At 60.1% G+C, this 15076-nt stretch carries 21 protein-coding genes and 1 tRNA gene; 15 read left to right on the plus strand and 7 right to left on the minus strand.

The window, feature by feature from the left end; genetic code table 11:
• The first annotated feature begins 11 nt into the window (after positions 1-11).
• The 8 genes from AC19YS_RS28730 (at position 12) to AC19YS_RS28765 (ending at position 8438) form a co-directional block, all read left to right on the plus strand.
• A complete protein-coding gene (locus AC19YS_RS28730; protein ID WP_106579136.1) occupies positions 12-1295 on the plus strand; it encodes an arsenic transporter in 1284 nt (427 codons plus the stop codon).
• 126 nt (positions 1296-1421) lie between these two features.
• The gene (locus tag AC19YS_RS28735; protein WP_124417534.1) at positions 1422-1961 is read left to right on the plus strand and encodes a hypothetical protein; all 540 of its coding nucleotides are present in this window, start codon (positions 1422-1424) and stop codon (positions 1959-1961) included.
• A gap of 173 nt (positions 1962-2134) precedes the next feature.
• The gene (locus AC19YS_RS28740; RefSeq protein ID WP_500603202.1) at positions 2135-2926 is read left to right on the plus strand and encodes a helix-turn-helix transcriptional regulator; all 792 of its coding nucleotides are present in this window, start codon (positions 2135-2137) and stop codon (positions 2924-2926) included.
• A 72-nt stretch (positions 2927-2998) separates the two neighbouring features.
• Positions 2999-3610 (plus strand): LysE family transporter, encoded by a 612-nt coding sequence (locus AC19YS_RS28745; protein WP_124417536.1) that lies wholly within the window; start codon positions 2999-3001, stop codon positions 3608-3610.
• 317 nt (positions 3611-3927) lie between these two features.
• On the plus strand, positions 3928-4236 hold the full coding sequence (locus AC19YS_RS28750) for a hypothetical protein (RefSeq protein ID WP_124417537.1): 309 nt from the start codon (positions 3928-3930) through the stop codon (positions 4234-4236).
• 235 nt (positions 4237-4471) lie between these two features.
• Entirely contained in the window at positions 4472-7186 is a 2715-nt protein-coding gene (gene mgtA / locus AC19YS_RS28755) for a magnesium-translocating P-type ATPase (RefSeq protein ID WP_124417538.1), read from the plus strand.
• A gap of 64 nt (positions 7187-7250) precedes the next feature.
• Positions 7251-7598, plus strand: coding sequence for a DUF2493 domain-containing protein (locus AC19YS_RS28760; protein ID WP_106579131.1), 348 nt, complete (start codon positions 7251-7253; stop codon positions 7596-7598).
• Between the two features lie 18 nt (positions 7599-7616).
• Positions 7617-8438 (plus strand): PA4824 family protein, encoded by an 822-nt coding sequence (locus AC19YS_RS28765; protein WP_500603203.1) that lies wholly within the window; start codon positions 7617-7619, stop codon positions 8436-8438.
• On the opposite strand, the gene AC19YS_RS28770 is transcribed toward AC19YS_RS28765, so the two are convergent.
• Entirely contained in the window at positions 8435-9124 is a 690-nt protein-coding gene (locus tag AC19YS_RS28770; protein WP_106579129.1) for a tellurite resistance TerB family protein, read from the minus strand. The two genes, AC19YS_RS28765 and AC19YS_RS28770, sit on opposite strands and share 4 nt — an antisense overlap.
• Positions 9125-9249: 125 nt before the next feature.
• Between AC19YS_RS28770 and AC19YS_RS28775 the strand changes: the two genes are divergently transcribed.
• Positions 9250-9777, plus strand: coding sequence for a DinB family protein (locus tag AC19YS_RS28775; RefSeq protein WP_500603204.1), 528 nt, complete (start codon positions 9250-9252; stop codon positions 9775-9777).
• Positions 9778-9779: 2 nt separating this feature from the next.
• On the opposite strand, the gene AC19YS_RS28780 is transcribed toward AC19YS_RS28775, so the two are convergent.
• Entirely contained in the window at positions 9780-10238 is a 459-nt protein-coding gene (locus AC19YS_RS28780; RefSeq protein WP_106579127.1) for a GFA family protein, read from the minus strand.
• Between the two features lie 182 nt (positions 10239-10420).
• Here AC19YS_RS28780 and AC19YS_RS28785 point away from each other — a divergent pair, with 182 nt between their 5' ends.
• The 5 genes from AC19YS_RS28785 to AC19YS_RS28805 all read left to right on the plus strand — a co-directional run bounded on the left by AC19YS_RS28785 (position 10421) and on the right by AC19YS_RS28805 (position 12221).
• A complete protein-coding gene (locus AC19YS_RS28785; protein WP_106579126.1) occupies positions 10421-10702 on the plus strand; it encodes a hypothetical protein in 282 nt (93 codons plus the stop codon).
• Positions 10703-10801: 99 nt separating this feature from the next.
• Positions 10802-11041, plus strand: coding sequence for a hypothetical protein (locus tag AC19YS_RS28790; RefSeq protein ID WP_500603205.1), 240 nt, complete (start codon positions 10802-10804; stop codon positions 11039-11041).
• Between the two features lie 255 nt (positions 11042-11296).
• Positions 11297-11383: transfer RNA gene (locus tag AC19YS_RS28795), tRNA-Leu, on the plus strand.
• A 168-nt stretch (positions 11384-11551) separates the two neighbouring features.
• Positions 11552-11761 carry a hypothetical protein gene (locus tag AC19YS_RS28800; protein ID WP_500603206.1) on the plus strand — a complete coding sequence of 70 codons (210 nt, stop codon included), beginning with the start codon at positions 11552-11554 and terminating at the stop codon, positions 11759-11761.
• Between the two features lie 79 nt (positions 11762-11840).
• On the plus strand, positions 11841-12221 hold the full coding sequence (locus AC19YS_RS28805) for a hypothetical protein (RefSeq protein ID WP_179608777.1): 381 nt from the start codon (positions 11841-11843) through the stop codon (positions 12219-12221).
• Here AC19YS_RS28805 and AC19YS_RS28810 read toward each other — a convergent pair.
• Together AC19YS_RS28810 and AC19YS_RS28815 are read right to left on the minus strand one after the other, a co-directional pair.
• Positions 12202-12429: a hypothetical protein gene (locus AC19YS_RS28810; RefSeq protein WP_169366766.1), complete on the minus strand. Its 228-nt coding sequence runs from the start codon at positions 12427-12429 to the stop codon at positions 12202-12204. The two genes, AC19YS_RS28805 and AC19YS_RS28810, sit on opposite strands and share 20 nt — an antisense overlap.
• 36 nt (positions 12430-12465) lie before the next feature.
• Entirely contained in the window at positions 12466-12675 is a 210-nt protein-coding gene (locus AC19YS_RS28815) for a hypothetical protein (protein ID WP_179608780.1), read from the minus strand.
• 83 nt (positions 12676-12758) lie between these two features.
• On the opposite strand from AC19YS_RS28815, the gene AC19YS_RS28820 reads away from it, so the two are divergent.
• Entirely contained in the window at positions 12759-13439 is a 681-nt protein-coding gene (locus AC19YS_RS28820) for an SOS response-associated peptidase (protein WP_500603207.1), read from the plus strand.
• A 326-nt stretch (positions 13440-13765) separates the two neighbouring features.
• Here the strand turns inward: AC19YS_RS28820 and AC19YS_RS28825 are convergent, their stop codons facing one another.
• From AC19YS_RS28825 to AC19YS_RS28835, 3 genes are read right to left on the minus strand one after another with little or no spacing between them, the layout of a single operon-like run.
• Positions 13766-14269 (minus strand): lysis system i-spanin subunit Rz, encoded by a 504-nt coding sequence (locus AC19YS_RS28825; protein ID WP_500603208.1) that lies wholly within the window; start codon positions 14267-14269, stop codon positions 13766-13768.
• Positions 14266-14691, minus strand: a complete 426-nt coding sequence (locus AC19YS_RS28830; protein WP_500603209.1) for a structural protein — start codon at positions 14689-14691, stop codon at positions 14266-14268. The genes AC19YS_RS28825 and AC19YS_RS28830 overlap by 4 nt, the downstream gene beginning before the upstream one ends.
• A gap of 57 nt (positions 14692-14748) precedes the next feature.
• Positions 14749-15003: a hypothetical protein gene (locus AC19YS_RS28835; protein ID WP_500603211.1), complete on the minus strand. Its 255-nt coding sequence runs from the start codon at positions 15001-15003 to the stop codon at positions 14749-14751.
• Between the last annotated feature and the right edge of the window lie 73 nt (positions 15004-15076).

The raw sequence follows: 15076 nt of genomic DNA on the forward strand, positions 1-15076 counted from the left end.
AGCGTTTATTCATGCTTGTCGCAATTGCGATTTTTATCTTCACCATCGTTCTGGTCATCTGGCAGCCCAAGGGCCTTGGGGTCGGCTGGAGCGCAACCATGGGCGCGATTCTGGCCCTGGCGTGCGGGGTCATCAGCCTGGCTGACATCCCGGTGGTGTGGCACATCATCTGGAACGCCACCGGCACTTTTGTCGCGCTGATTATCATCAGCCTGCTGCTCGATGAAGCCGGGTTCTTTGCCTGGACCGCGCTGCATGTTGCGCGCTGGGGCCGTGGGCGTGGTCGGCGCCTGTTCGCCTATATGGTGCTGCTCGGCGCCCTGGTGTCGGCATTGTTTGCCAATGACGGCGCGGCGTTGATCCTCACACCCATCGTGATGTCGATGCTGCTGGCGTTGCGCTTTTCCCCGGCGGCCACCCTGGCCTTCGTGATGGGCGCCGGGTTTATCGCAGACACGGCGAGCTTGCCGTTGGTGGTGTCGAACCTGGTGAACATTGTTTCTGCAGATTATTTCAAGATCGGCTTCAACGAATACGCAGCAGTCATGGTGCCGGTCAACTTCGTCAGCGTTGCAGCGACACTGGCGGTGCTGCTGTGGTTTTTTCGCCGCGATATTCCGCAGGCCTACGACCCCGCCGACCTTGACGACCCGGCCAGCGCCGTCCACGACCGTGCGACCTTTCGTGCCGGGTGGTGGGTACTCGGTATTTTGTTGGTCGGCTGTTTTGCCCTGGAGCCGCTGGGTATTCCGATCAGTGCGATCTCCGCCGTGTGCGCCGTGTTACTGCTGGTGATCGCCGCCAAAGGCCACAAAATTTCTACGCGCAAAGTGCTGAAAGAAGCCCCGTGGCAGATCGTGGTGTTTTCCCTGGGCATGTACCTGGTGGTCTACGGCTTGCGCAACGCGGGTTTGACCACCTACCTGGCAACCTGGCTCGACACCTTCGCCACGTATGGCGTATGGGGCGCGGCGATGGGCACCGGGGTGCTGACGGCACTGCTCTCGTCGGCGATGAACAACCTGCCGACGGTGTTGATCGGCGCGCTGTCCATCGAATCCAGCCATGCCGTGGGCGTGGTCAAGGACGCGATGGTTTACGCCAACGTGATCGGCAGCGACCTGGGCCCGAAAATCACTCCGATCGGCAGCCTGGCCACGTTGTTGTGGCTGCATATTCTTGCGCGCAAAGGCATCACCATCACGTGGGGCTATTATTTCAAGGTCGGAATTGTGCTGACCTTGCCGGTGCTGTTGATCACTCTGGCGGCGCTCGCCTTGCGCCTGAGTCTCTGAAGACCTGCGCCGTGAACCGTCACTGGATGAGTAAACACCTGTCAACTCTCACAGTAGACGCTTAAAGGACAGGTGCCTAAATTCAATTGCCAGAGGGACTTCGCACTGAACAAAAGGGACACCGACATGAAACACAAACAGCTCTACGAATTCAGAGACACCGACGGCGCAGGCAATCCTGAAGTGGTGATGTCTCGCTTTGACGAAGGCAACAGTGATTTAAGCAACCCCAATAGCCGCATCACCCTGTATTCAACGAATGACAATTGGACGTACGACGCCTCGTCACCCACCAATGACGCAGATGGGGATGGCGACCATGACGAGGAGGATGCCTCCTACTACCTGGCTGCCGCGAACCTCATCACTGCCATGGCCACCTTGAGCCCTAGGGATGAGAGCAAGAGGCTCTATGACCGTATTTTGATGGGCTTCAGCGACAGCCCGGCAACCGATGTCAGCATCCTGCATTACCGAAAAGGCAATCGCGACCTTAACCGTCCCGACGTCATTGTCGTCGCCAGCAACCCTGACTACCTGGGCAGTTACCGCACCATCAAGGGTGCACTGGATGCCGACGGGGATGGCGATATCGATAGTGATGACGAGCGTATTTATAAAAAGCTCGCTTCCACGTTTGCGTCAATGAAGTATTTAAAACCCTGAACCTGTTTTTGGAAGGTGCAGAGCTTACTGAACCGTCATCCTGGCCAGTGAGCTCAGCCCCCGAATAGCGACCGGCTCACAGTGCGCATCTTAGGCGCGCGTCGCAGCCAATGGTCGATCTGAACACCTTTGTCAGCGTATGCTCACGGCTGATTTTCTATCGAGCCGACCCGATGAGCGCCATGCAACACGCCTGGCTGGGCAACTACGAAGTCACCCATACACGCTGCACCGGCCTGACCTTTGCCCGCCATAGCCATGATGAATGCGTGATCGGCGTGAACCTGGCCGGCGAGGAAAGCGTTTGGCTCGACCGCCGCGAGTTCCAGGCCGGGCCCGGCAGCATTACGTTGTACAACCCTGGGCAGATTCAAGGTGGCGGCGCAGCTGATGGTGCGCCCTGGCATTTTGTCAGCCTGTACGTCGCGGCCGACGCGCTGGCAGCTGACCTGGGGCTGGCCCAGTTGGAGTTTGATCGCTCGCTGTGCTTCCAGCCAGACTTGGCACAGCGCCTGGCTGCGGCGGTCAAGGGTGCCTTGAACGACGACCCATTGCTCCGCGAGATTAACGAAGACGCCTTGGTTCTGCTGCTGGGTGAAGTGGTCGGTGCCAGCGGTGTGCGCCTGCCCGGCACTGCGACGGGCGGCAAAGGCATGATCCGCCGGGCCCAGGAGCTGCTCGCCGAGCAACTGAGCCAAGCGCTGCCGCTGGACCAGTTGGGCGATGAGCTGGGCCTGTCCAAATTCCACCTGTTGCGCACCTTCCAGAAAGAAACCGGGCTGAGCCCCAGGCAGTGGGCGATGCAATTGCGTACCTGTCGTGCCAAGGGACTCTTGCGCCGCGGCGCCTCGGCCAGCGACGTCGCGCATGAGCTGGGGTTTGCTGATCAAAGCCATCTCAACCGGCATTTTCGCGCCGCCTATGGCATCACCCCAGGCCGCTACCAAAGCCTGTTGAAACGCTGAAAGCGCAATCTGGTTCAAGACGCCTGCGCCACACAGCCGCACACTGCGCGCCTCTGTTGAAGGAAAGCGGGCATGGTGACGATCTTTTTTTACGCGCTGGTATTCGGTTTTGTGTTTTGCCTCTCGCCCGGCGCGGTGCTGGCAGAAACCCTGCGCCGTGGCTTGCTCCATGGGTTCACCTCTGCCTTGCTGGTGCAAATCGGTTCACTGGTGGGCGACGCCGCCTGGGCGGTGATCGGCCTCACCGGCATCGCCCTGCTGATTGAACACGAAGCCGTGCGCGTTCCGCTGACGATAGTGTGCGCGGTTTACCTGGCGTGGCTCGGCGTGCGCAGTCTGATCGACGCCTGGCACCTGCCCGCAGCAGACAGCGGGCCGGCCCACTCCGGTCGGAACGCACTGGCGGTTGGCGCGGCCATGTCCCTGGCTAACCCGAAGAACATTGTGTACTGGGGCGCGTTGGGCAGCGCCTTGTCCGGGATCGTCGGCGCTACGCCCAGCGCTGGGCAAACCCTGATGTTTTTTGCAGGTTTCATGCTGGCGTCAGTGCTGTCGTGTTTTCTGATTGCGGCGCTGGTCCATCTGTTACGCAAAAATGCCTCGCCGCTGTGGCAGCGCGTCAGTTACGGCGCGTGTGGTTTAGTGTTGATCTATCTGGCGGTTCTGGCTGCACGGGGTGTATGAAGTTATATAGCCCACAACTAACCGTGCCCCTTGTCTGAATAAACTCTGAACACGGGCGCATTTAATTAATCATGCGTTGACATTTTGTAACCGTCTGAGTAGATTGCCCGTGCCCGCAACTGGGGCCTTTTTTAAACCTCACAAAAGAAGCCAATGGACACAGTATCTAGTCGCTGTCCGAGCACCGCTTTAGCGGGCATCGGGCGCCAAACCCAGAATATGACAGGACTCGCCTTCCAGGTCCGGTAAGCTGCGCTAGAGCTTGATGCTCCACCGTAACTGCCTCACCGGTCGCCCGTCCGGTCCCGAGGTGTGTTATGACCTTCCAACTCATTGCTTTGCCCGATGTACGTACGCTGGCCGCCGCTCTGCGCGCCAAGCTGTGCCGCGAGCCCGTAGGCTTTTCGCCTACCCGGGCCACGTTTGCTGCACCCTCCCCTCAAGCCAGCAAAGACCAAGCGCGTCCGGCCCCTGTGTTGGCGCACTGGCATCTGTGCCCTGCCAGCGGCCAACTGCTGCAGCATTGGGACCATGCCGACCCTCAAGACCCGCAGAGACCCCAGGTTTCCATGCTGGCTCAAGCGCGCCTGATGTTCGGACTTTACCTGAGCACTCGCAGCGCTTAACCCGGCTGGAAACAGCAACTTTCTAATTGATGTTCTGGAGTTCTTTATGAACACGTCCAGTAGTAGCCCGCTGCGCGTTAGTTAACTAACGCGCGTCTGGCGGGCGCTGTAGAAGTTATGTGAACACCTTATTTAAACCGATCGCGAAGTTTGCGGCTCGGCATGCTTTCGCTCGCCTGTCTTCAGGTAAGTACCGGGTATGTTTTGTCGAGAATTGGCGACAGGAGTACAGACAATGAGCGCCGTAAAAAACACGCCTCTGCACAAGAAAAATGGCACCGACACCGACACCAAACTGTCGATGCGCGCCGCCCGCGAAGCCCAGAACGGCCTGCAGGCCACCCTCGCCAACGTGCGAGCCACCCAGGATGGCCTGACCGAACTGGACGCCTCGGCGCGTCTGCAACGCGAAGGCTACAACGAAGTGGCCCACGACAAGCCGCCTCACGCCATCGTCCAGTTCCTGCAGGCGCTGAACAATCCCTTCATCTACGTGTTGCTGACCCTGGCGGGCATCAGCTTTGTCACCGACTATTGGCTGCCGTTACAGGCGGGTGAAGAAGTCGACCTGACCAAAGTCATCATCATCATGACCATGGTGCTGCTCAGCAGCCTGCTGCGCTTCTGGCAGGAACACCGCTCGGCCAAATCCGCCGAAGCACTCAAGGCCATGGTGCGCACCACTGCCACTGTGCTGCGGCGTGAACAAGTCGGCGCCCAGCCGACGCTGCGCGAAGTGCCGATGCGCGACCTGGTCGCCGGCGATATCGTGCAACTGTCGGCCGGCGACATGATCCCTGCCGATGTGCGCCTGATCGAATCCCGCGATCTGTTTATCAGCCAGGCCGTGCTGACCGGTGAAGCCTTGCCGGTCGAAAAGTACGACACGCTCGGTGACGTCACGCAAAAATCCGCCTCTTCGCTGGCGGCCGACCAGGGCAACCTGCTGGACCTGCCCAACATCTGCTTCATGGGCACCAACGTGGTCAGCGGACGCGCCAAGGCCGTGGTGGTTGCTACCGGGCCGCGCACTTATTTTGGCTCGCTGGCCAAGGCGATTGTCGGCTCGCGGGTGCAAACCGCGTTCGACCGTGGGGTCAACAGCGTCAGCTGGCTGTTGATTCGCTTCATGCTGGTGATGGTGCCGATCGTGTTCCTGCTTAATGGCTTCTCCAAAGGCGACTGGGGCGACGCGTTCCTGTTTGCTCTGGCGGTAGCCGTGGGCCTGACCCCGGAAATGCTGCCGATGATCGTCAGCGCCAACCTGGCCAAGGGCGCGACCGCCATGGCCAAGCGCAAAGTGGTGGTCAAGCGCCTGAATGCGATCCAGAACTTCGGCTCGATGGATGTGCTGTGCACCGACAAGACCGGCACCCTGACCCAGGACAAGATCATCCTCGAACACCACGTCAACGCCTTTGGCCAACGTGATGATGCGGTGCTGTCCCTGGCCTGGCTGAACAGCTACCACCAAAGCGGCATGAAAAACCTGATGGACCAGGCCGTGGTGCAGTTCTCGGAACACAATCCCAAGTTCCAGCGGCCATTTGCCTACAGCAAGGTCGATGAGTTGCCGTTCGACTTCGTGCGCCGTCGCCTGTCGATCGTGGTCAAGGACGCTGCCGGCGACCAGTTGCTGGTGTGCAAAGGCGCGGTGGAAGAGATGCTGAGCATTTCCACCCACGTTATGGAAGATGGCGCTGCAGTACCGCTGGATGATCGTCGCCGTGACGAGCTGCTGGCACTGGCCAATGACTACAACGAGGATGGCTTTCGCGTACTGGTGGTCGCCACCCGCAACATCCCTAAATCGCTGGCTCGCCAGCAGTACACCACGATTGATGAGCGCAACCTGGTGATCCAGGGCTTCCTGACTTTCCTGGACCCACCGAAGGAAACTGCGGGCCCGGCGATTGCAGCGCTGCAGCAAATTGGCGTGGCGGTAAAGGTGCTGACCGGCGACAACGCGGTGGTCACCAGCAAGATCTGCCGCCAGGTCGGCCTGGAACCTGGTCAACCACTGTTGGGCGTGGAAATTGAAGCGATGGACGACGCGACGCTGCTGCGCCGCGTGGAAGAACGCACCGTGTTTGCCAAGCTGACGCCGCTGCAGAAATCGCGGGTGCTCAAAGCGCTGCAAGCCAACGGCCACACTGTGGGCTTCCTCGGCGACGGCATCAACGATGCACCAGCGCTGCGCGATGCCGACGTGGGCATCTCGGTGGACAGCGGCACCGACATCGCCAAGGAATCGGCCGACATCATCCTGCTGGAAAAGAGCCTGATGGTGCTGGAAGAAGGCGTGCTCAAGGGCCGCGAAACCTTCGGCAACATCATGAAGTACCTGAACATGACCGCCAGTTCCAACTTCGGCAACGTGTTCTCGGTGCTGGTGGCCAGTGCGTTCATTCCGTTCATGCCGATGCTGGCGATCCACCTGCTGCTGCAAAACCTGATGTACGACATCTCCCAGCTGGCCCTGCCGTGGGACAAGATGGACAAGGAATACCTGGCCAAACCGCGCAAGTGGGATGCGAAAAACATCGGCCGCTTCATGATCTGGATCGGGCCAACCTCGTCGATCTTCGACATCACCACCTTTGCGCTGATGTGGTACGTGTTCAGCGCCAACAGCGTGGAAATGCAGACCCTGTTCCAGTCCGGCTGGTTTATCGAGGGGCTGCTCTCGCAAACCCTGGTCGTGCACATGTTGCGGACTCGCAAGATCCCGTTCTTCCAGAGCACGGCCGCCTGGCCGGTGTTGATGATGACCGCCATCGTCATCGGCCTGGGGATCTACGTGCCGTTCTCGCCGCTGGGCACACTGGTCGGCCTGCAGCCGCTGCCGCTGGCGTACTTCCCATGGCTGGTCGGCACGCTGTTGGCCTACTGCTGCGTGGCTCAACTGATGAAAACGATCTACATCCGCCGCTTCAAGCAGTGGTACTGATCCCCCGCCTCTGAAAACGGTGGCCGTCGCCCGGCGGCCACCGTGCAACACAAGGATTCTCACCATGCGCGTCTTGATCTGTGCAGGTCGTCATTACGCCGACACCAAAAAGTCCCGCCAAGTGCTGGACGCTTACCACCGCCTGCGCCCGGTGCAGGTATTGATTCACGGCGGCAACCAATTTCTGGGCAGTGACGTTGAGGAATGGGCGCGGGAAATCGGCATCGACGTGGTGCGATACCCGCCCAATTGGCAACGCCATGGCAAGCAGGCGGAACGCCAACGCAACCATTTCATGCTGACCGACAGCCGCCCCGACGTGGTCATCGCCCTGCCGGGTGGTGACGACACCTCGGAGCTGGTCTGCCAGGCCAAAGCCAGCGGCATTTCGGTGCTGACCGTAGAAAGCTGAATTCAAGCGAGGTGCATCATGCACAAAAAACACACCCCTCATCGCCAAGACGGGTTTGCCAAATATCGCGCACGTCACTATCGCGGCGCTCGCCATACCCTGTTGCTGCTGCCGCCGGCCAAGCGGCGTGCACTGCAACGTAACCTGACGTTTATCGGCGTGACCCTGGGCCTTGTCCTGCTCATCGCGCTGCTTTCCAAAGCTCACGCGGCCGGTGGTGCCTATGTGGTTGATGACGGCGCGGTCAACGCCCCGGGCGAATGCAATGTGGACGCCTGGTACACCGCCAATCGGCACCAAGGCAACAGCCACAGCGAAACCTTGAACCCGGCCTGTACCTTCAACGCACTGCCCTCGGTGCAATGGAGCGCCGCACTGTCGCGCGCCAGCGAGGCCGGTGATGCCCAAACGCAGGTCAGCCCGCAAGTGAAGGCGCAGGTGTGGTCACGCGAGAACCTTGGGCTACAGCTGGCAGTTTCGGCAACGTCGCATTTTGCCTTGGACCGCCAGCACGCGTTCGACGGCGCGGACCTGAATGTGCCATTGACCTGGCAACCTGTCGAAGCGCTGCGCCTGAACCTCAATGGCGGCTGGACACATGCCTACAACGGCGGCGAACAAACCCACCGCCTGACCTGGGGCACGGGGTTCGAATATGAGCTTGCGCATGCTTTGACACTGATCGGTGAGCGCTACGGCCAGGAAGGCGGCGACCAGGCGTGGCAGGCCGGGCCCCGCTTCCATCTCGGCGCGTTGGTGGATGTGGATGTCGTCGTCGGGCAGAGCCTGAGCGGCGCGCGCGATCAGTGGTTGACGACCGGTGCCACCCTACGTTTCTAAGCCTTGGCCTGCTGTTCCAGGTGCAGTTGCAGATCAGGATCGATCTGCAACTGCCCTGCCAGTTCATCCAGGTAGCTACGCTCTTCCTGCTGCTGATCATTGACCAGCATCACGCTGGCCAGGTAGATCTCCGAAGCCACCGCCGGGTCACGCGCATACTCGGCAAAATCCGCAGCATTCAGCGGCTTGGCCACTTCGGCGTCGAGCCATTGCTGCAGTTGCGGGTCGTCGGTGTGGCGGCCAATCTCGGTGCTGATCATCTGTTGCTCCTGCGCATCGATCTTGCCATCCGCCTTGGCGGCCGCAATCAATGCACGCAACAGTGCATGGCTGTGGGCCTCGGCCTCAGGGCCGTCGAGCTGGTCAACCGTCTGAATGGCTTGCTGGGGTGCAGACGCCTGCTGTCGTTGCCAGGCCTGATACGCCTGAAACGCGGCCATCCCGAGAGACGCCAATGCCGCGTAATTCATCCCGCCGGAACGCGCCTGCGTCGTACCGCTGGCGGGCGCGCCGCGCAGCAGCCCACCGAGGCCACCCAACAATCCACCCAACCCACCGCCTCCCGAGGCATTGCCGGCGCTGGTGTTTTTGAGCAAACCGCCCAACAGGCCGCCCAGGCCACCGCCCGAGGAGGCGCTGCCTGACTGCCCGCGCAGCAATTGTTCCAATAGATCGCTGGTGTTCATGGTCTTACCCTCCCAGGGCGCAGTGTTGGCATTCAACAACCATAGCCCGCCGCTGCTGGAACACCATGACCGCCGGGCAGGCACGCTCTATGATGACGCCACTGCGCCGTTGAGAGAGAACACCCGTGAACCGTATCGAGCACATCGTGTTGATGGCCAACTACAACCAGTGGATGAACCGCAAACTCTACGACGCCGCCAGCACGCTGACGGACGCGGAGCTGGCGGCGGATCGACAGGCGTTTTTTCGCTCAATCCTCGGCACGCTGAATCACCTCGCGCTGGGGGATACCGTCTGGCTCAAACGTTTTGCCCAGCATCCCGCGGGCTTTTCGGCGCTGGCCCCTTTAAGTGCGATTGCCACACCCACCGACCTCAAGCAACTGGCCTTTGCCGATCTGCGCGTGCTGTCAGCCCATCGCGCCTGGCTGGATCAGCTCATCATCGAGTGGGCGCACAGCCTGCGCGATTCCGACCTGGACCAGCACCTGCGTTATCACAACATGCGCGGCGCCGCGAACCACAAGCCGTTCTTTGGCTTGCTGGTGCATTTTTTCAATCACCAGACCCACCACCGAGGCCAGGCAACCACACTGCTGACCCAAGCGGGCGTGGATGTAGGCGACACAGACCTGCTGGCACTGATTGACTGAACTCAGCGTGCGCTGAACGCGGCGTAGGCCTGCATCAAGCGTGGAAAGTCCTGCGGCGCTGGCAATTGCGCAAAGCTTTCGACGGCAGGCGTGGAGGCCCAGGGCAGCTTTTCGCTGGTCCAGGTTTCCATGAACGGCACGTAGTCGTGGGCGTCATCCAACAACGTCGCGCGCACATTGACGAATTCGTCGATGCCATGGGGACGGGTAAACAGCCAGCTCATGCAATGCGGGCAGCAATAGTGACGGTCCACACCGTGCAAGCCGCCGATGACTGGGCAACCCTGGGTCACGGTAAAGCCACTGGCAGGGATCAAAGCGCTGAGGGAGAACGCGCTTGAGGTCATTTTCCGGCAGCCGCTGCAATGGCAAGCCATGGTAATCACTGGGGGCAGGCTCACGCTGAAGCGCACCCGGTTACACCGGCAACTGCCTTCCAGCGGCAACACGTCGACAGTCATCATCCATTCCTTTTTATGATTGTTGGCCTCACAGGGTAACGCGAACCCGCCGCGGAACAAAACCGAACGCCGCGCCGCGCCTGGAGTCAAAACCCTGAGGTGCCGGGGTTAATTGCCCCGCCCTGCTCACGTGCACCTGCTGGTCTGGGATGCGCGTACCCCCATAAGAAGGAGACGCTTACATGGTCACTCACTTCAAGGTCGCCGGGCATCTAGCCTGCGGCCATCACGGCAGCAACCTTACGTCCAGCACCGAGCTGAACCGAGTCAAATGCCGCACCTGCCGCAATACTGAAGCCTACAAAGAAGCGCGCCGCACACAACGCAATGCCGCCCGCCGCTCCGCGCGCAAAACCCAGACCCACGCTGCCAGCGACTGGCGCAGTGCGTGGACGCAACGCCTGACCGACCTGCCCGGGTTGCAGCGCTTGCCACGCGGGTTCAGCGGGCAGCACTTTGTCTGAGCTGTTCGGGCATTGAGAAGATATTCACCAGGTGCCCGTCGGGTTCCTGCAGCAGTGCGCAAGTATTGCCCATGGCATGATTGTCACGGGCATGGCCACTTGCGTGCTGCTGACCCGCAGCAGGACAGCTTCGACCTCCTCCACTTGAAACGCCAGGATCGCCGAGCAGTTATTCGCAGTGACGGCCAATCCGTTGTGATGCAAGCGGACCAAGCGCTCGTCGCTTATCGCCAGAACGACACCCTCGAAATCCATCTCGGCAAAACCGTCAGCACGATGCCGCAGCTCGATAGTCGACCGGTTTTAATAACCGTATGCGTTGCTCAAACTGTTGAGTGACGATGGGATCAGATGCAAATTTCATGAGCCGACCTGACAGGAATGCGCAGGCGCACTCTAATTCAGGGCTGCGTCAGCTGGTGACAGGAGCATGTCGTGGCGTGTCAAAACCCTCGCCTCGACGGCAGGTTTCTCGTGTAGGGCACTGATCTGGCAAGCTTTTTCAACTTTGCGCGAATGCAACAAACACAACGTTCGACCTTGCATCCAAGCGCCTGGGTCTATATATTCCCAACCCTGCTGCACCGCGCTACCGCCCGAATGGCGAAACTGGTAGACGCATGGGACTTAAAATCCCCCGCTCGTAAGGGCGTCCCGGTTCGATTCCGGGTTCGGGCACCATAGATATCAAGGGCTTGCATGATGAACTTCATGCAGGCCCTTATCATTTATGCTCCGCAATTTGATACATTGCACCGCAATACAATTCCACCGGCGTCCTGCCGACAGAACAAAACTACCTAAAAGACACGCCCACTACTACGCTGTGCCCTCCTTCGAGTAACACCGATGCCCAACTCAGACCTGATACCGCCCCTTCTCTCGAAGCTCTACGAAAACCAGATGGCCCTTGAGGCTTCCATCATGGAGATATCGAACTGGGTCGAGCAGCGTGGCTCCGCTGAAGTGGCTGAAAACGTACGCGGCGCCTTATACACCCTTGATCACAACCAAGACTTTATAAAGATGACCTTGGCAGTCCTCCTGGCTCCGGACTGAACACCTCTCGTCGCCTGAAATCGCGTCGTGCTTAGATCTCGATTACTGTATGAACATACAGCATTCGGATTTACTCACCATGCACTCTATCGACGAAGACACCTCAACGTGGCTCGGCTGCCCTACGCCCCTGGAAATGTACAAGCATCAGTGCGCCCTGCTCGAGGACGAGCTGAACGAAACCTTAAAGCGGTTAAGTGGCGCTCGTCGGAATATTGCTGGGCTGGTTCAGATGAGCGACGGACTTGCCACGCGTTTAGCTGAAGCACTGGCATGCCTCAACGTTGCCCGCATCGAAATTGATGATCTCAAAGAACGATGCTCAGAGCCCTCAATCCTCGGCATCAAGCTGGTAACCGAACAGCGCGACTATTTGCTGAGGGAGAATCAGCGGCTGCTGGCGGAACTGAAGGCGCCTCAAGAGCGCCCAGCTATGGACCTTACTTCGAAAGCGCTTTAAGGCGTTCTTCAGTTGCGGTGTCGAAGATGACGTAGAGCTGTTCAATGGTTTCATCTGCCACCGCGCGCGCCGACTCCAAACCCAATACGAACCCGTCGGCCCGAGCACCTGCTTTGGCCGCCACAATCATTGAGCCCGCCCTTGCAATCTGTGCCAACAGCTTATCCGCGTCTCGTTCGATCCTGGCGCTCAGAATTACACCATCCATATCAAATCCTCTGAGAAATATCTGGCAGCAGGCGCGTCAGCCCAGCTCGTCTATATACGCGGCCTGCGCTTGCTCTACCAGCTCACGCCACTCGCCGCTGTCGATAAGGCCTTTCTGTTGCAGATCATCAGCCAGTGAGAGCCGCGTGTCGTAGCGATGCTCTGGAGTGGCTGAGATGAATTCAGGATCAGTGCGCAAGGCGAACCACGCCTCCATCGCGTTGACTTGCTCAATGTTGATCGTCATGACGAATACTCGAGGTCAGTGTCTACAGTGTAGAGATTGGCCAGCGCGCAGCTGTTCAGCAGGTCCGACAAGCGGAGAGCATCATGTGCGGAAGACTTACACAGTACCGGGGGATTCACGACTTCGTGGCAGCGTTGAACATGCCTAATGCCCTGGCGAACTCCGTCGGCGAATTGCCGCTCGAACGCTACAACGTCGCCCCGACAACCCAAGTCGCCCTACTCCACCTGCAGGGCGACCTGCTGCACGCCGACCTGGTGCGCTGGGGATGGCGGCCACACTGGGCAAAGGACCGTGCAGCGCCGATTAATGCCCGCGTTGAGAAGGTGGCCCACGGCCCATTCTTCCGCGCAATCTGGCCGCACCGGGCAATCACGCCCATCGACAACTGGTTTGAGTGGGTGGACGAAGGCGGACCGAAGAAGCAGCCCTACCTGATCCGCCGGCGGGATGGTGCACCCGTGCTGTGCGCCGCCATTGGCCAACTGCCCAATAGTGATGAAGGCCCGGGCGAGCATGACGGCTTCGTGATCATCACCGCCGACAGCGCCGGCGGAATGGTGGACATCCACGACCGGCGCCCGGTGGTGCTGACGCCGGACCTAGCCCGGGAATGGTTGGACCCGGCCACGCCCAAGGAGCGCGCCGAACAGATGGTGCTGCACCAGGGCGAACCGGCCGAGGCCTTCGAGTGGTTCAAGGTCGACACGGCCGTGGGCAATGTGCGGAACAAAGGCCCTGAATTGATAAGACCCGCAGTTTAGGAAGCGCCTACTTGTCCCTCTGTACCCTGCAATTGATGTATGCGTCTGTCCCTGGCTTGGCTCCATAGGACTGGCATAGGGCATCGTCAGTTGCGCTCTTTTCCGCTCGGGCTGCTGAGAGATTCTTCAGGCTCTGCTGCCGCACCTCATATCCTTTGGTCCCCGGCAAACAGTCATCCCAGGCGATGATGCCAATTGCGCAATCCAATGGATGGTTTGCGCACCCGCCAAGGGCGAGCAGAACAGCGACGCCGAATAGTTTTTTCATAGGTGCGGCCCTCCCCGGCCGCGGCCGAGTCTGCCATCTTTTCGATGCTAAGCGAAGTTCAGTCCGTGATAGCCCTGACGTACGCCTGGCACGCCCGCAGCGCAATCACGGCGTTATCCCCATCGTCGGTGATGGCGATAATTCGTTGAGCATGCGCTGGGTCAAGTTGGGCTCGACGGGCTGCATGAACCACGCCGACGGCGCCGGCGGCGGTAGGCACGTTGCAGCCACTGGCTGGGTCGTCGGCAAGGAGGACTGACAGCCGCACATCAGCAGTGGCAAGGCGATCGCGCAGAAGAGCCTGATTGCGTTGAGCATCGGATAGTTCTCGAGTGTGTTGTTGATCCTGGGCCGCGAGATCCTGCTCGATGGCCATGCGTTTGTCCTGTTCGGCCGTCTGCTGACGCCAAGCCTCGCCGGTGATTGCGTCGAGGTCTTTCTGGTGCGCGGCACTTTGCTCGGTGAGCTGCTTGCCCAGGCGCCAGTCCTGAACCTTCCAGGTGCCGCCTGCGCTGATGGCCATGGCCAGCAGTATCGCCGCCAGGATCTGCCCGGGCGTCATGCCAGCGCCCGCCGCACGCCTTCCGCCAGCACCGCGTCAGGGTAGGTATACCCCGCGTTCTCGTGATGGATGATCGCCTTGACGAAGCCAGCCATCACCGCCGGCTGGGTTAGGTCGACCTCGGCACCTGGCCGGGTACCAGTGTTCGCTTCGACAGCGCGTACGTAGGCAGCGGTGTCGTTCTCCACCGACGGCGCCCAGCGGCTGATGATGGCCTTCACCGTCTTCAGTCCATGCTTACGCTGGTAGGTCAGCAGCACCTTGCCCAGGGCGCGGATACCGTTCTCGGCAGTGTCGAACCGAGCGAAGCGCTTTTCGATGGCTGGGTCTGGCTTGAGCTGGCCTTGCCACTGGTTGGCTGGGTTGTAGTCGATGTTCCCGGGGTTTCGATTGCGCACCCCGCGGGTTTCGGTGATCGGCATGTGTTTTCTCCAGGCGAAAAAAAACCGCTCAAGGCGGCATCAGGGCTAGATCGCGGATCAGTTCGCGACCGGATCGACAGTGCTGGGCAGTGGGAACCGGGCCTTGATGGCGGCGACGGAGGCAAGCCACGTGGCATAGTTTGGTTCGAGACCTTGGCTCAGTGCGTCGTAGTCAGCCTCCAGGCGAAGCGGATCAGACTCGGCCAGGTATGCGGCCCGGCGAGAAGCCAGGACAGCCTCAAGCGTTGCCCGGCGGTATTCTTTCTGACGCTGCTCGACAGTCACCATCTTGCTGAAATCAATGTTTTTCATTGGGGAAGACTCACGTTCCCGTCAGGCGGACTGACGATATCGGCGGGGAAGTTTGCAGCGGCCGTAGCGTCCT

It is taken from the genome of Pseudomonas sp. MF08831 (assembly GCF_059862645.1).

Coding starts and splice junctions, on each gene's coding strand:
- AC19YS_RS28765 (WP_500603203.1), top strand. CDS start 7,617: ATGCACAAAAAACACACCCCTCATCGCCAAGACGGGTTTGCCAAATAT.
- AC19YS_RS28830 (WP_500603209.1), bottom strand. CDS start 14,691: ATGCCGATCACCGAAACCCGCGGGGTGCGCAATCGAAACCCCGGGAAC.
- AC19YS_RS28735 (WP_124417534.1), top strand. CDS start 1,422: ATGAAACACAAACAGCTCTACGAATTCAGAGACACCGACGGCGCAGGC.
- AC19YS_RS28810 (WP_169366766.1), bottom strand. CDS start 12,429: ATGGATGGTGTAATTCTGAGCGCCAGGATCGAACGAGACGCGGATAAG.
- AC19YS_RS28800 (WP_500603206.1), top strand. CDS start 11,552: ATGCCCAACTCAGACCTGATACCGCCCCTTCTCTCGAAGCTCTACGAA.
- AC19YS_RS28780 (WP_106579127.1), bottom strand. CDS start 10,238: ATGACTGTCGACGTGTTGCCGCTGGAAGGCAGTTGCCGGTGTAACCGG.
- AC19YS_RS28815 (WP_179608780.1), bottom strand. CDS start 12,675: ATGACGATCAACATTGAGCAAGTCAACGCGATGGAGGCGTGGTTCGCC.
- AC19YS_RS28740 (WP_500603202.1), top strand. CDS start 2,135: ATGAGCGCCATGCAACACGCCTGGCTGGGCAACTACGAAGTCACCCAT.
- AC19YS_RS28820 (WP_500603207.1), top strand. CDS start 12,759: ATGTGCGGAAGACTTACACAGTACCGGGGGATTCACGACTTCGTGGCA.
- AC19YS_RS28760 (WP_106579131.1), top strand. CDS start 7,251: ATGCGCGTCTTGATCTGTGCAGGTCGTCATTACGCCGACACCAAAAAG.
- AC19YS_RS28785 (WP_106579126.1), top strand. CDS start 10,421: ATGGTCACTCACTTCAAGGTCGCCGGGCATCTAGCCTGCGGCCATCAC.
- AC19YS_RS28835 (WP_500603211.1), bottom strand. CDS start 15,003: ATGAAAAACATTGATTTCAGCAAGATGGTGACTGTCGAGCAGCGTCAG.
- AC19YS_RS28825 (WP_500603208.1), bottom strand. CDS start 14,269: ATGACGCCCGGGCAGATCCTGGCGGCGATACTGCTGGCCATGGCCATC.
- mgtA (WP_124417538.1), top strand. CDS start 4,472: ATGAGCGCCGTAAAAAACACGCCTCTGCACAAGAAAAATGGCACCGAC.
- AC19YS_RS28805 (WP_179608777.1), top strand. CDS start 11,841: ATGCACTCTATCGACGAAGACACCTCAACGTGGCTCGGCTGCCCTACG.
- AC19YS_RS28770 (WP_106579129.1), bottom strand. CDS start 9,124: ATGAACACCAGCGATCTATTGGAACAATTGCTGCGCGGGCAGTCAGGC.
- AC19YS_RS28750 (WP_124417537.1), top strand. CDS start 3,928: ATGACCTTCCAACTCATTGCTTTGCCCGATGTACGTACGCTGGCCGCC.
- AC19YS_RS28730 (WP_106579136.1), top strand. CDS start 12: ATGCTTGTCGCAATTGCGATTTTTATCTTCACCATCGTTCTGGTCATC.
- AC19YS_RS28745 (WP_124417536.1), top strand. CDS start 2,999: ATGGTGACGATCTTTTTTTACGCGCTGGTATTCGGTTTTGTGTTTTGC.